Source organism: Streptomyces sp. NPDC001606 (genome assembly GCF_053596835.1).
Genome location: NZ_JBSFHC010000013.1, coordinates 67537 through 81169 on the forward strand (window position 1 = coordinate 67537; position 13633 = coordinate 81169).

13 protein-coding genes are annotated in these 13633 nt (G+C 68.7%); 7 read left to right on the forward strand and 6 right to left on the reverse strand.

What is annotated here, in order from left to right; all coding sequences use genetic code 11:
- Positions 1-4 precede the first annotated feature (4 nt).
- Positions 5-382: a phage holin family protein gene (locus ACWCV9_RS23290; protein WP_385841512.1), complete on the reverse strand. Its 378-nt coding sequence runs from the start codon at positions 380-382 to the stop codon at positions 5-7.
- Positions 383-441: 59 nt separating this feature from the next.
- Here ACWCV9_RS23290 and ACWCV9_RS23295 point away from each other — a divergent pair, with 59 nt between their 5' ends.
- From ACWCV9_RS23295 to ACWCV9_RS23310, 4 genes are all read left to right on the forward strand, one after another.
- On the forward strand, positions 442-759 hold the full coding sequence (locus ACWCV9_RS23295) for a cupin domain-containing protein (protein ID WP_450789409.1): 318 nt from the start codon (positions 442-444) through the stop codon (positions 757-759).
- A gap of 139 nt (positions 760-898) precedes the next feature.
- Complete coding sequence (locus tag ACWCV9_RS23300) at positions 899-1111, forward strand: DUF5326 family protein (protein WP_385841510.1); 213 nt, start codon at positions 899-901, stop codon at positions 1109-1111.
- Between the two features lie 285 nt (positions 1112-1396).
- On the forward strand, positions 1397-2110 hold the full coding sequence (locus ACWCV9_RS23305; RefSeq protein WP_450789411.1) for an IclR family transcriptional regulator: 714 nt from the start codon (positions 1397-1399) through the stop codon (positions 2108-2110).
- 97 nt (positions 2111-2207) lie between these two features.
- A complete protein-coding gene (locus ACWCV9_RS23310; RefSeq protein WP_385841507.1) occupies positions 2208-2645 on the forward strand; it encodes an SsgA family sporulation/cell division regulator in 438 nt (145 codons plus the stop codon).
- Between the two features lie 107 nt (positions 2646-2752).
- Here ACWCV9_RS23310 and ACWCV9_RS23315 read toward each other — a convergent pair whose 3' ends face one another.
- Complete coding sequence (locus tag ACWCV9_RS23315; protein ID WP_450789204.1) at positions 2753-4183, reverse strand: YibE/F family protein; 1431 nt, start codon at positions 4181-4183, stop codon at positions 2753-2755.
- A 241-nt stretch (positions 4184-4424) separates the two neighbouring features.
- Between ACWCV9_RS23315 and thiC the strand changes: the two genes are divergently transcribed.
- Entirely contained in the window at positions 4425-6209 is a 1785-nt protein-coding gene (gene thiC, locus ACWCV9_RS23320) for a phosphomethylpyrimidine synthase ThiC (RefSeq protein ID WP_450789206.1), read from the forward strand.
- Positions 6210-6376: 167 nt separating this feature from the next.
- On the opposite strand, the gene ACWCV9_RS23325 is transcribed toward thiC, so the two are convergent.
- The 3 genes from ACWCV9_RS23325 to ACWCV9_RS23335 form a co-directional block, all read right to left on the reverse strand.
- Positions 6377-7237, reverse strand: a complete 861-nt coding sequence (locus ACWCV9_RS23325; RefSeq protein ID WP_450789207.1) for a hypothetical protein — start codon at positions 7235-7237, stop codon at positions 6377-6379.
- A gap of 182 nt (positions 7238-7419) precedes the next feature.
- Positions 7420-8499, reverse strand: a complete 1080-nt coding sequence (locus tag ACWCV9_RS23330) for a metallophosphoesterase (protein ID WP_385841502.1) — start codon at positions 8497-8499, stop codon at positions 7420-7422.
- A 366-nt stretch (positions 8500-8865) separates the two neighbouring features.
- A complete protein-coding gene (locus ACWCV9_RS23335) occupies positions 8866-9978 on the reverse strand; it encodes a LacI family DNA-binding transcriptional regulator (protein ID WP_385841501.1) in 1113 nt (370 codons plus the stop codon).
- A 419-nt stretch (positions 9979-10397) separates the two neighbouring features.
- Between ACWCV9_RS23335 and hisC the strand changes: the two genes are divergently transcribed.
- Entirely contained in the window at positions 10398-11477 is a 1080-nt protein-coding gene (gene hisC, locus ACWCV9_RS23340) for a histidinol-phosphate transaminase (protein ID WP_385841500.1), read from the forward strand.
- Positions 11478-11538: 61 nt separating this feature from the next.
- On the opposite strand, the gene ACWCV9_RS23345 is transcribed toward hisC, so the two are convergent.
- Positions 11539-11916 carry a cyclophilin-like fold protein gene (locus ACWCV9_RS23345; RefSeq protein WP_385841499.1) on the reverse strand — a complete coding sequence of 126 codons (378 nt, stop codon included), beginning with the start codon at positions 11914-11916 and terminating at the stop codon, positions 11539-11541.
- A gap of 207 nt (positions 11917-12123) precedes the next feature.
- Between ACWCV9_RS23345 and ACWCV9_RS23350 the strand changes: the two genes are divergently transcribed.
- On the forward strand, positions 12124-13632 hold the full coding sequence (locus tag ACWCV9_RS23350; protein ID WP_450789210.1) for a cytochrome ubiquinol oxidase subunit I: 1509 nt from the start codon (positions 12124-12126) through the stop codon (positions 13630-13632).
- Position 13633 lies beyond the last annotated feature (1 nt).

Consider the following 13633-nt stretch of genomic DNA (forward strand, 5'->3'; position numbering starts at 1 on the left):
GGGCTCAGTCCTCGTCCGGGAGGATCATGTGCAGGGCCCAGGAGACGACCGAGATGATCAGGCCGCCGACCACGGCCGTCCAGAAGCCCTCGACATGGAAGCTCAGCTGGAGCTTGCCGCACACCCAGGAGGTCAGCAGCAGCATCAGCGCGTTGACGACCAGAGTGATCAGCCCGAGGGTCAGGATGAACAACGGGAAGGTCAGTACCTTCAGGATCGGCTTGACCAGGGAGTTCACCAAGCCGAAGATCAGCGCGACCACGATCAGGGTGCCGGCCTTCTTGGCCGTGTTGTCACCGGTGAGGGTGATCTTGTCGAGCAGCCACACGGCGACCGCGAGGGCGCCCGCGTTGGCGATCGTCTTGACTACGAAATTCTTCATGTGTCTGATCGTGGCAGACCAGGTCGGTGATGAGCAGTGAGAGTAGGGCGGCAACGGCGATGAAGGCATTCCGGCTGGACGAACTGGAGGCGGAGCGCGCCGCCCATGAGGGTGCCTACCTTCAGTTCCTGCGGGAGCGGAACATGTCGGTCGGCCTGTACGCCCTGAACGCGGGCGAGCACGACCCCCAGAAACCGCACAACCAGGACGAGGTGTACTTCGTCGTCAGCGGCCGCGCCTCGATCACCGTCGGCCTGGAGACGACCGAGGTGGCCCGGGGCAGCGTGGTCTACGTGCCCGCCGGCGTCGCGCACAAGTTCCACCACATCAGCGAGGATCTGAGGGTTCTCGTCGTCTTCTCTCCGCCCGAGGCGTGACTCCGGCCCCGGGGTTCCCTAGGGGACAGGTCAGGGGAGGACAGGGGTCGCGAGGCCCCCGCACCACCCCCTCGCGGTCCTAGCATCGAGTGCAGAACGCAGAAACCAGACAACGCACGAGACGAAAAGGACGAGGGCGATGCGAGAGATCTTCGCGGGACTTCCGTGGTGGGTGAAGTGGGTCGCGGTGCCGGTCATCGCCCTGATGGTGTTCGGCGGCCTGATTCTGTCGGTGCTCGGCTTCGTGATCAGCCTGCTGTTCAAGGCGCTGGTCTTCGTCGCTCTGGTCGGCGGACTCATCTACATCGTGCGCAAGTTCATGTCCAACTCCTCGTCGCGCAGCGACTGGTGAGCGAAGCGGGAGCCGGTGACCCTCAGGAGGATCGCCGGTTCCCTCGGCCGAGGGAAGTTTCCCCGCGAGGCGGTCTGCACCCGGCGCCAGGCGGTTAGAGTCCGGAACTCCCCGCGGGATCCGGCCCCGTGGGCAGCGCAGCCCCCTCCGTGCGCATTCCCGCACGGCTGCCCCCTCGCGCTCCGGGAGTGACCCTTGGCCACGGTTGACGTCGCAGCGGCAACAGCCCCAGCACCGCCCCCTTCACCGGCCGCCGCCACCCTCATCGGGTCCGTCCAGCGCGCCCTGCGCCTGCTGGAGACCGTCGCCGTCCATGACCAGGGCGTGCCCGCCAAACGGCTCGCCCGGGAGACGGGGCTGGCGCTGCCCACGACCTACCACCTGCTGCGCACGCTGGTGCACGAGGGCTATCTGCGCCGTGACAAGGGCCTGTTCTTCCTCGGCGACGCGGTCGAACGGCTGAGCGGCAGCGCGGCACGGCAGAAACGTCGCAGCACCGTCGCCGACACTCTTGCGCACTGGCGCGATTCCATCGGTGTCCCGGTCTACTACGCCATGTACCGGGACGGCGAGATCGAGGTCATGTGCGTCTCCGACTCGCCTGCCGCCCCCGCGGTCGAGGAGTGGGCCGACTTCCGTGCGACCGGCCACGCGCACGCCATCGGGCAGTGCTTGCTCTCACAGCTGGACGAGGAGGCGCGGCGCGACCATCTCGCCCGCTATCCCGTGCAGGCCGTCACCCCGTACACGGTGCAGGACGACGAGACCCTGCTGCGGCGGCTGGCCCGGATCCCCCGCACGGAGCCCGTGGTGGAACGCCAGGAGTACGCGCTGGGCACGGTCTGCGCGGCGGTCCCGATCACGGTCGGCACCATGGCGGCCACCATGGCCATCTCGCTCCCCCTCCACCAGGCCGACCGTCTGCTTCCCGCCGCCCGTCTGCTCCAGGCGGAGATCGGGCGTCATCTGGGGTCGCTCGCCCTCTCTATCAGTATCTGAAAACTTACTCCTTGTGATCTGCCGTGTACGTTCAGCAAGATTTGACCGGTCAGAGGGACTAATCCCGGCCAATCGATGTCGTAAGACGGGGTAGGCGATGCACGAGTCCGTACAGGCAGAGGTCATGATGAATTTTCTCGTCTCGGAGGAACTCTCCTTCCGCATTCCGGTGGAGTTGCGCTACGAGACAGATGATCCCTATGCGGTGCGGCTCACCTTCCACCTGCCCGGTGATGCGCCGGTGACCTGGGCTTTCGGACGTGAACTGCTGATCGACGGGGTCGGCCGGCCTTGCGGGGAGGGTGATGTGCACATCGCCCCCGCGGATTCCGAGGTGCTCGGTGAGGTGCTGATCAGGCTTCAGGTCGGCAGCGACCACGCCCTGTTCCGTTCCTCGGCGCCGCCGCTCGTCGCCTTCCTGGACCGTACGGACAAGCTGGTGCCGCTCGGCCAGGAGGGCGCGCTGGCCGATTTCGACGCTCACCTGGACGAGGCCCTGGACCGGATCCTGGCCGAGGAACAGAGCGCCGGCTGAGAAGACGAGGCACAGGGCGTCGGACGCTCCGCCACACCGCATGGAACGGTGCAGTAACGCTTCTGCGGATGCGGGTCACGCGGCGAGGCGGCCGACGCCCCCAGGGCTCATCGCTTGCGGCGGCGGCCCCGGCCGCCCCGCGCCGGTACCGGCTGGGCGCCGGCGAGCGCCTGGCCGTCCGGCCCCGGACGGTCGGCCGCCACCACCAGCGCGGCGAGCGCGGTGGTGACCGGGACCGAGGCGACCAGACCGATCGATCCCACCAGCGTGCGCACGATCTCCTCGGCGACCAGCTCGCTGTTGGCCACGGTGCCCACACTGCTCTGGGCGATCGAGAACAGCAGAAGCAGCGGCAGCGCGGCACCGGCATAGGCGAGGACGAGCGTGTTGACCACGGAGGCGATGTGGTCGCGGCCGATGCGGATGCCCGCCCGGTACAGCCCGCGCCAGCCCATCGAGGGGTTGGCCTCGTGCAGTTCCCAGACGGCCGACGTCTGCGTCACGGTCACATCGTCCAGGACGCCGAGCGAGCCGATGATGACACCCGCCAGCAGCAGACCACTCATGTCGATCTTCGGATATAGGCCATGGATCAGGCCGGTGCTGTCGTCGGTGTTTCCGGTCAGCGCGGCCCAGCCGATGAACAGCGAGCCGAGCAGACCGATCAGCGACAACGAGATCAGCGTGCCGAGCACGGCCACCGAGGTACGCGCCGACAGGCCGTGGCACATGTACAGAGCTATCAACATGATGGCGCTGGAGCCGACCACGGCCACGAGCAGCGGGTTCGAGCCCTGGAGGACCGCCGGCAGGATGAACATGGTCAGCACGAGGAAACTCACGGCCAGCGCCACCAGTGCCATGACACCGCGCAGCCGGCCCACCACCACGACGGCGATCGCGAAGATCCCCGCGAGCAGAGCCATCGGGAACTTCCGGTTCACATCGGTCACCGAGTACTGGAGGTCCTTCGGTGCCGACGGCTCGTAGGCGACGACGACCTTCTCGCCCTGCTCCAGCTGGCGTGACTGGTCCGGCTGCACGATCTCGGTGAACGTACGGCCCTGGTCCTTGCCGGTGTCGACCCGGACGGTGGCCTTCTTGCAGGAACCGCCCGCCTCCTGGACCGCGGAGGTGCCCTCGGCGGTGGAGGTGTCACCGGTCGGGGTCTCACCAGAGGCGTTCACCGAACGGCAGCTCACTTCGACGACCCGGGTGACCGTGGCCTGCTGCGTCTGCCGGTCGAAGCCGACACCGCTGCGCTTGTGCGAAGGAGCTCCCCCGGGCCAGAGAACGACCAGGCCGACCACGACCGCCGCGGTGAACGGGATCAGGATCGCCGCGATGACCTTGCGGAGATGCCGGGAGACCGGTGCGGCGGGGCCGTGGCTGTGACTGTGTCCATGGCCATGAGCGTGCCCCTGGCCATGTCCACCACCGACCGCACGGCTGCCGTGGTCCCGTTCGCCGTCCCGGACCGACCTGTCCGGGCGGGGCGGCTCGGGCGGCTGATACGGGTACTGCTCCATGCTGGTCATCGCCGCATCATCGCAAGAACGGTGGGGGCCCACTGTTCATCACGCCACACATGACGCTAGCGTGGGGGCACCTTTGCACACGCGGGAGCTCGGAGCACCGGGCTGAGAGGGCGCTGACCTCCGTACTCGCGATGTTTCGCAGGGAACGAGCGATGTTCCACGTGAAACATCGGTGGACGGAAGCCGCTGCGTCGACCGCCGAACCTGTTACCGGGTAATGCCGGCGTAGGGAGTAGGTCTTATGACCAACAAGGACGCACGCACGCCTGCCTCTGTTCAGGACGAGAAGTCCCAGGAGGCCGGGAAGTCCATCGGATGGCACAAGGCATACGTCGAGGGCTCCCGCCCCGACCTGCGCGTGCCGGTCCGCCAGGTGCACCTCACCAACGGGCAGTCGGTCACGCTGTACGACACGTCAGGCCCGTACACCGATCCACTCCAGGAGACCGACGTCCGCCGGGGACTGCCGGCCCTGCGGGAGAACTGGATCATCGCCCGCGGCGACACCGAGGAGTACGCGGGCCGTCCCGTCCGTCCCGAGGACGACGGGATCAAGCACACCTCGCCCCGGGGCGGACTGCGCAATCTCGACGCCGTCTTCCCCGGCCGGCCGCGCCAGCCGCGCCGGGGCCGGGACGGCCAGGCGGTGACGCAGCTCGCCTACGCGCGCCGGGGCGAGATCACTCCCGAGATGGAGTTCGTGGCCCTCCGGGAGAGCGTCTCTCCCGAGGTGGTCCGCGAGGAGATCGCGGCGGGCCGCGCGGTGCTGCCCGCCAACGTCAACCACCCGGAGATCGAGCCGATGATCATCGGCAAGCGGTTCCTGGTGAAGGTCAACGCCAACATCGGCAACTCCGCGGTGACCTCCTCCATCGAGGAGGAGGTGGAGAAGATGACCTGGGCGACCCGCTGGGGTGCCGACACGGTCATGGACCTGTCCACCGGCCGCAACATCCACACCACCCGCGAGTGGGTGCTGCGCAACTCCCCCGTCCCCATCGGCACGGTGCCGCTCTACCAGGCGCTGGAGAAGGTCGACGGCAAGGCCGAGGAACTGACCTGGGAGATCTACAAGGACACCGTCATCGAGCAGGCCGAGCAGGGCGTGGACTACATGACCGTCCACGCGGGCGTCCGGCTGCCGTACGTGCCGCTCACCGCCAACCGCAAGACGGGCATCGTCTCGCGTGGCGGCTCGATCATGGCCGCGTGGTGCCTGGCGCACCACAAGGAGTCGTTCCTGTACGAGAACTTCGAGGAGCTGTGCGAGATCCTCGCCGCCTACGACGTCACGTACTCGCTGGGTGACGGCCTCCGGCCCGGTTCGATCGCCGACGCCAACGACGAGGCGCAGTTCGCGGAGTTGAGGACGCTCGGGGAACTCAACCGGATCGCCAAGCGTTTCAACGTACAGACGATGATCGAGGGCCCCGGGCACGTCCCGATGCACAAGATCAAGGAGAACATCGACCTTCAGCAGGAGATCTGCGATGAAGCTCCGTTCTATACGCTCGGCCCGCTGACCACGGACGTCGCGCCGGCCTACGACCACATCACCTCCGGCATCGGCGCCGCGATGATCGCCTGGTGGGGCACGGCGATGCTCTGCTACGTCACGCCCAAGGAGCACCTGGGCCTGCCCAACCGGGACGACGTCAAGACGGGTGTCATCACCTACAAGATCGCCGCCCATGCGGCGGACCTCGCCAAGGGGCACCCCGGGGCGCAGGAGTGGGACGACGCGCTGTCCGACGCCCGCTTCGAGTTCCGGTGGGAGGACCAGTTCAACCTCGCCCTGGACCCGGACACGGCGCGGGAGTTCCACGACGAGACCCTGCCGGCCGAGCCCGCCAAGACGGCCCACTTCTGCTCCATGTGCGGGCCGAAGTTCTGCAGCATGAAGATCTCGCAGGACATCCGCCGCGAGCACGGCGGCAGCCAGGCCGAGATCGAGGAGGGGATGGCGCAGAAGTCCCAGGAGTTCGCGGCCGCGGGCAACCGGGTCTATCTGCCGATCGCCGACTGATCCGGGGCGCGGTGAACTCACCCCGCCACAGGACCCCTTGAGGGGGTCCGGCACACGAGCGGGCTCGCGGCTGACCGGAGTGGTGGTGCCACACCGGCTCGGCCGCGCGGCCCGCCCCACTGGGCTCACGTCCGCTCGGCTCACATCCGCCCAGCAGGCGGGCCGGGCTAGTCGGGCTGGTGGTCCGGGCCGTCGAAGTCCGGGCTCGTGTAGTCCGGGCTGGTGAAGCCCGGGCGGCCGGACGCGCTGCCGGCGTCGGGGCTGCTGAAGCCGGGACGGTCGTAGCCCAGACGCGGTATGCGGCCGCTCGGGGCCGTCGGAGTCGTGCGATGGAGCGCGGGCGGGCCGGACGCGGCGAGCGCCTCCCGCAGAAACGGCAGGATGCCGCGCTCCAGCAGCGCGCCCAGCCAGGCCTGCCTGGCCCTGGCCAGCTCCTCGTTCGCCGCGTCGCGGGCCTGCGCCTCGGGCGAGGTGCTGTTGCGCAGTGCGGTCAGCAGCAGGCCGACGGCGGCGAGCAGGATCGCGGCCGCGGTCACCGCGCCGAACACCCAGCCGGTGGTGAGCATGGTCTGGGCGAGGGACTGCTCCGGGTTCAGCATCTTCAGGATGTAGCCGACGAGCAGGAAGATCGCCGCGGCCGTGCCCGAGAGGACGGGCGCCAGTACGGCGACGACCGCGAGGGCGCCCGCGCCGCTGCTCTCGGCGTCGTCGCCGAGGCCGGTGGCGGAGCCCGTCGTGTCCTCGTCCGGTTCCGCGGAGCCGGAGTCGGCCGGCGACGAGGGGGTCATCGCCGGCTGGCGCAGCTCCTGGCGGAGTTTCACATAGTGCTGGTACTCGGCCGCCGCGGCCTGGGTGATCAGCGCGGTGGCGTTGAGGGCCATGGTGCGCAGCTGCTCGGGATTGAGCCGCTGTCCGACACCGGTCAGTTCCGGTCGGTGTGGTGCGGAGCGCAGCGCCTCATCGAGGAGCCGCTCGAATTCCTGGCGGTCCTCGCTCTGAAGATGCTGCGGAACGCTGTTCATGTGCATCCCCCGGTGCTCCGTAGGGCTTGGGGCTCGCACGCCGGCGAGCCGTCGGGCAGAAACGGAGGGGAGCCTGCTACGGATACGCCGATGGTAGAGCCGTGACGGCACACGGTGACAGGGGGTTGCCGGAAATTGGGGTCCGGCCTGCACGTATCTCCGCCGGGGGACGCCTGCCCGGCGAACGGTCAATTCTCCAGAGGGAGTTGTTCGACGAGCAGCTTTCCGGCCATGGTCACTCCGCCGTCCATGGCGATGGCGAGCCCGTCGGCGTAGACATGCGGTCCCTCGACGACCGGGCCGGTGCCCTCCTCGCCGTCCTCGGAGCCGACCTCGCCGAGCAGGTAGGGAATGGGGCTGTGCCCGTGAACGACCCGGGTGCCGCCGTACGTATCGAGAAGGGAGCGCACGGCGGCGGCGCCGCCCTCGTCGCGGAAGGAGAAGCGCTTGGTGAACTTGCGGAAGAGATCCCAGACCTCGTCGGCGTCGTTGCGGGTCAGGGTCTCGCGGACGGTGTCGTTGACGGCCTCGATCGAGTCCCCGTAGTCGAGATACGCGGTGGTGTCGGAGTGCAGCAGCAGATAGCCGTCGACCTCCTCCACGGCGTCCAGGCGGGCCATCCACTGAAGGTGGTGGTCCTGGAGACGGTCCATGTCGGTCTTCTGGCCGCCGTTGAGCAGCCAGGCCGCCTGGAAGGTGGCGGTGCCCGCGCCGGAGTTGACGGGGGTGTCGCCGAACCGCTTGGCGCCGAGCAGCAGCAGCTCGTGGTTGCCCATGAGGGCCTTGCAGTAGCCGCCGGCCGCGGCCGCCTCGGCGGACAGCCGCATGACCAGGTCGATGACGCCGATGCCGTCCGGACCGCGGTCGGTGAAGTCGCCGAGGAACCACAGCCGGGTGGTGCCCGCGCACCACTGGCCGGAGGCGTCGATCAGCCCCCGGTCCTGCAAGGCGGCCACCAGTTCGGCGAGGTAGCCGTGGACGTCGCCGACGACGTACAGCGGTCCGGGACCGGCCGCCGGCTGCGGAGCCGGGGCGGCGGGCGCCGGGTCCACGGGCAGCTGGAGCGTGTCACCTCGGTTGATGACGGGCAGGTCGCGCTGGGTGGGTGTGTAGTCCCCCGGGTAGGCCGTGTCGGCGGGCGGGACGGCGTCGCCGGGATGGACCTGGTGGACGTACGGACCGGTCTCGTGGACGTACGCGGGTACCCGGAAGTCGCGCAGCGTCGCCGTCCGCTCCACCTCGGGTCCCTGACCGGCCCCCTGAGTCATCAGACCCCTCCACCATCGCGCCGCATCTGCACCGCTTCGGACTGCCTGGTCGCAGCGGTCCGCGGTGTCGTGGGCCCATCATAGGAATGCGCGTCGCGCCGTGTGATGACCCAGGGGTGGTGAATCGGAACAAGACTCCGGTTCGCCGCGGCTTTCGCCCCGTTTGGGCAGGTGTTCGGCTGGTAGCGGAGGCGCTGTCGGCCGCTTGCCGGTCGTGCGGTGCCGGGTACGACCGGTCGTCGTGGCGTGCCGGCCGACGCGCGGCGACCGGTCGGGCACGCGATGGACGACTCTCCACGACCGTGGGTGATCCGTCGTCCGCGCGCCGTCCCGGCCTCCGCTGCCCGGGCGCCGCTCGCCCGGCGGCTATGCCTCGTCCGGTGACCGCGGTGGGCTGACCGTGGTCCGCGGGGGGCGGCGCTGGGAGGAGGTGCGCACGATCAGTTCGGTCGGTATCACCTGCTCGACCGGGTGGTCCGAGTCGACGCCCTCGATGGCGTCGATGAGCAGCTGCACCACGGCGGTGCCGATGCGGCGCGGCTTCAGCGAGAGCGTGGTGATGGGCGGCTCGGTACTGGCGTACACCGTGGACTCGCTACAGCACACCAGCAGCAGATCCTCCGGGACCCGGAGCCCGTAGCGGCGGGCGGCGGCGAGCAGGTCGGTGCCGTTGGGGTCGAACAGGCCGTAGACGGCGTCGGGCCGGTCGGGGCGGGCGAGCAGCCGGTCGGCGGCGACGGCACCGGCGCACGGGTCGTGCGCGGGGTAGGCCTCGTAGACCGGATCCTGGCCGACGCGCTCGCACCAGCGCAGGTAGGCGGTGGTGGACAGATGGGTGTAGGTGTCCGTCGTGGTGCCCGTGAGCAGCCCGATACGGCGGGCGCCGGCGTCGGCGAGGTGGTCGAGGATGCCGAGGACGGCGGCCTCGTGGTCGTTGTCGACCCAGGCGGTCACGGGGAGGGAGCCGACCGGGCGGCCGTCGGAGACGACGGGCAGTCCCTGGCGGACCAGTTCGCTGACCATCGGGTCCTGGTCGGAGGGGTCGATCACGACGGTGCCGTCCAGGGCGACGTTGGACCACACGTCGTGCCGGGAGGTCGCGGGCAGGATGACGAGGGCGTAGCCGCGGGCGAGCGCGGCCGAGGTCGCGGCCCGTGCCATCTCGGCGAAGTACGCGAACTCCGTGAAGGTGAAAGGTTCATCCCCGTACGTGGTCACCGTCAGGCCGATGAGGCCGGACTTGCCGGTACGGAGGGTTCGGGCGGCGGCCGAGGGTCGATACCCCAGCCGGTCGGCGACCTCACGGACATGGCGCCGGGTGGCATCCGGGAGCCGGCCCTTGCCGTTGAGGGCGTCGGAGACGGTAGTGATGGAGACTCCGGCGGCGGCGGCCACGTCCCTGATGCCCGCCCGGCCCGGCCGGCTGCCTCGGCGTGAGGTTTCCGCGCGGCTCACCTGATGCTTCCCTGCTGCTGTCATGGCGAGCCGATAGTAGGGCTCATGCGGTGGGGTAGTGCGGACGCATATGCACGCGTTGACAGGCACGTTTCTGCAAGGTCATGGATGCTCAACTGCCTTGGAAGCAAAGGTAGTTGAGCGGTTCAGTAGAAGGACGTGTCGTGGTGAAGCGTATGAACCTGCCAAGTGCCCGATGTCTCGAAGAGGTCTCAACTCACCTTCACGGGGGACGCGCGCCACGGCGTGAGCCACCGGCGCGTAGATATATGTACGGCGCGCCCCCTGAAACGTACGCCTTCGTGCGGTGATGCCCGTGATGACAGTGTGATCGACGGGGTTTGCCCGCAGCCGGTACTCAGGACTGCCGAATCCTCATAAGGTGAGGAGTATTGGAAGCCGGCGGCGTCGACGGTCCGCCGGTGGTCGCGAGGAGGACTGCGGTGAGCGAGACGAGCCCCAAGCTGCGCGCCGAGCTGGAGGGTATCCCCACCTATAAGCCGGGCAAGCCCGCCGCGGCCGGCGGGCCGGTCGCCTACAAGCTGTCCTCCAACGAGAACCCGTACCCGCCGCTGCCGGGCGTCATGGAGTCGGTGACCGCGGCGGCCTGCAACTTCAACCGCTACCCCGACATGGCCTGCACCGGCCTGATGGACGAGCTGTCGGACCGGTTCGGCGTCCCGGTCTCCCACCTGGCCACCGGCACCGGCTCGGTCGGTGTGGCCCAGCAGCTGCTCCAGGCGACCAGCGGACCCGGCGACGAGGTGATCTTCGCCTGGCGCTCCTTCGAGGCGTACCCGATCATCACGCAGATCAGCGGTGCCCGGGCGGTGCCGGTGCCGCTCACGCCGGGCGATGTGCACGACCTGGACGCGATGGCGGAGGCGATCACCGACCGGACCCGGCTGATTTTCGTCTGCAACCCGAACAACCCGACCGGCACGGTGGTGCGGCGGGCCGAGCTGGAGCGCTTCCTCGACCGGGTGCCCAGCGATGTGCTGGTGGTGCTGGACGAGGCGTACCGCGAGTTCATCCGGGATCCCGAGGTGCCCGATGGTGTCGAGCTGTACCGGGAGCGGCCCAACGTCTGCGTCCTGCGGACGTTCTCCAAGGCGTACGGCCTTGCCGGGCTGCGTGTCGGGTTTGCGATCGCCCATGAGCCGGTGGCGGCGGCGCTGCGCAAGACGGCGGTGCCGTTCGGCGTGAGCCAGCTGGCGCAGGAGGCGGCGATCGCCTCGCTGCGGGCCGAGGACGAACTGCTGGGCCGGGTCGGCTCGCTGGTGTGCGAGCGCACGCGCGTGGTCGACGCGCTGCGGGCTCAGGGCTGGACGGTGCCGGAGACGCAGGCCAACTTCGTGTGGCTGCGGCTGGGGGAGCGGACGGTCGCGTTCGCGCAGGCCTGTGAGGAGCACGGAGTGGTGGTCCGGCCGTTCCCGGGCGAGGGTGTGCGGGTCACGATCGGCGAGACCGAGGCGAACGACATCTTCCTTAAGGTGACGGAGGCGTTCCACAAGGAGCTGTAGCTCCGCGTCCGCAGTGGCTGTAGCCCGACGTCGGCGGGGGGCGGGTGCCTCGCTCCCCGCTCTACTCGTCGATCAGTTCCACCCGGATGGGGTCGCCGGCCCGTGCGGTCGCCAGGACGCCGGCGTCCCCGTCCACCCGTCCGAGGATGTTGCACGGGCTCGCGAGGCGGCACTCGGTCCCTCGTGAGATCGGTGTGGGGCCGTAGGGGAGGGCGAGCGAGTCGCCGTCCGTCCAGAACGCCACCGTGCCCGGCTCCACGACCTGCCGGGCGTCCGTTTCACGTGAAACAGAGACGCCTGTGTCGAAATAGACCTCCTCGCCCCATGTCTGGGCGGTGGAGGTGAGAGGCAGTGCCTTCGCCAGGGCCTGCGCGGTCGGTGTGGTGCCGTCGAGGGTCGCCGTGAGGTTTCCCGCGGGCCAGGAGATCCGTATCTGCATGGCGCGCAATTCAACAAGATGTTGAAGTCGCTGCCAAGACCTTGACGCCATGGCGATAGAGCCACCCCGCCCTGCCAGGCTGAAAATCAGTGCGTCATAATGGCTTGTGAATGTGAACGCGTTCACAAGCGTGTCCCGGTTGCTCCACTATGTGCGCGACAAAAGGGGCAAACCGCCGCTACCACGGCGAAGTAAGGAGCTGACGACGTGGACTTGGCTTTGGCGCCGGAGACACTGGCGCGCTGGCAGTTCGGCATCACCACCGTCTACCACTTCCTGTTCGTCCCGCTGACGATCTCCCTGGCCGCGCTCACGGCCGGGCTCCAGACCGCCTGGGTCCGAACGGACAAGGAGAAGTACCTCAGGGCCACCAAGTTCTGGGGCAAGCTTTTCCTGATCAACATCGCCATGGGTGTGGTCACCGGCATCGTGCAGGAGTTCCAGTTCGGCATGAACTGGTCCGAGTACTCCCGCTTCGTCGGTGACATCTTCGGCGCGCCGCTCGCCTTCGAGGCGCTGATCGCGTTCTTCTTCGAGTCCACGTTCATCGGGCTGTGGATCTTCGGCTGGGACAAGCTGCCCAAGAAGATCCACCTGGCCTGCATCTGGATGGTGTCGATCGGCACGATCCTGTCGGCGTACTTCATCCTCGCGGCCAACTCCTGGATGCAGCACCCCGTCGGCTACCGGATCAACAAGGCCAAGGGCCGTGCCGAGCTGACCGACTTCTGGGCCGTGCTGACCCAGAACACCGCACTGAGCCAGGTCTTCCACACCCTGTCCGCCGCCTTCCTGACCGGTGGCGCCTTCATGGTGGGCATCGCGGCCTACCACCTGGCCCGCAAGAAGCATGTGCGCGTGATGAAGACCTCGCTGCGGCTGGGCCTGGTCACGGTGGTCATCGCCGGTCTGCTCACCGCCGTCAGCGGCGATGTGCTCGGCAAGGTGATGTTCAAGCAGCAGCCGATGAAGATGGCGGCCGCCGAGGCGCTGTGGGACGGCCAGAAGCCGGCGCCGTTCTCGATCTTCGCGTACGGCGATGTGCAGAAGGGCCACAACACCGTGGCCGTGGAGATCCCCGGCCTGCTGTCCTTCCTCGCCAACGACGACTTCACCTCGTACGTCCCCGGTATCAACGACGTCAACAAGGCCGAGCAGCAGAAGTTCGGGCCCGGTGACTACCGGCCCAACATCCCCGTCGCCTTCTGGGGCTTCCGCTGGATGATCGGCTTCGGCATGGCCTCCTTCGCCCTGGGCCTGGCCGGGCTCTGGCTGACCCGCAAGAAGTTCATGCTCCCCCGGCATCTGCGGGTCGGTGAGGACGAGGTGCCGCACCTGGTGCTCTTCAAGAGCAAGGCGCTCAGCCCGAAGCTCACCCCTTGGTACTGGCACATCGCGACCTGGACCCTGGCCTTCCCGCTGATCGCCAACTCCTGGGGCTGGATCTTCACCGAGATGGGCCGGCAGCCGTGGGTCGTCTACGGCGTCTTCCAGACCCGGCAGGCGGTCTCCCGCGGTGTCTCCCAGGGCGAGATCCTCACCTCGATGATCGTCTTCACGACGCTGTACGCGGTCCTCGCCGTGGTCGAGGTCAAGCTGCTCGCGAAGTACGTCAAGGCCGGTCCGCCCGAGCTGACCGAAGCCGACCTCAACCCGCCCACGAAGATCGGCGGCGACACCCGTGACGCCGACAAGCCGATGGCCTTCTCGTACTAGG

Excerpts from the sequence above, each read along its gene's own strand:
- ACWCV9_RS23290 (WP_385841512.1), bottom strand. The coding sequence starts at position 382 with ATGAAGAATTTCGTAGTCAAGACGATCGCCAACGCGGGCGCCCTCGCG.
- ACWCV9_RS23295 (WP_450789409.1), top strand. The coding sequence starts at position 442 with ATGAAGGCATTCCGGCTGGACGAACTGGAGGCGGAGCGCGCCGCCCAT.
- ACWCV9_RS23300 (WP_385841510.1), top strand. The coding sequence starts at position 899 with ATGCGAGAGATCTTCGCGGGACTTCCGTGGTGGGTGAAGTGGGTCGCG.
- ACWCV9_RS23310 (WP_385841507.1), top strand. The coding sequence starts at position 2,208 with ATGCACGAGTCCGTACAGGCAGAGGTCATGATGAATTTTCTCGTCTCG.
- ACWCV9_RS23315 (WP_450789204.1), bottom strand. The coding sequence starts at position 4,183 with ATGACCAGCATGGAGCAGTACCCGTATCAGCCGCCCGAGCCGCCCCGC.
- thiC (WP_450789206.1), top strand. The coding sequence starts at position 4,425 with ATGACCAACAAGGACGCACGCACGCCTGCCTCTGTTCAGGACGAGAAG.
- ACWCV9_RS23325 (WP_450789207.1), bottom strand. The coding sequence starts at position 7,237 with ATGCACATGAACAGCGTTCCGCAGCATCTTCAGAGCGAGGACCGCCAG.
- ACWCV9_RS23330 (WP_385841502.1), bottom strand. The coding sequence starts at position 8,499 with ATGACTCAGGGGGCCGGTCAGGGACCCGAGGTGGAGCGGACGGCGACG.
- ACWCV9_RS23335 (WP_385841501.1), bottom strand. The coding sequence starts at position 9,978 with ATGACAGCAGCAGGGAAGCATCAGGTGAGCCGCGCGGAAACCTCACGC.
- ACWCV9_RS23345 (WP_385841499.1), bottom strand. The coding sequence starts at position 11,916 with ATGCAGATACGGATCTCCTGGCCCGCGGGAAACCTCACGGCGACCCTC.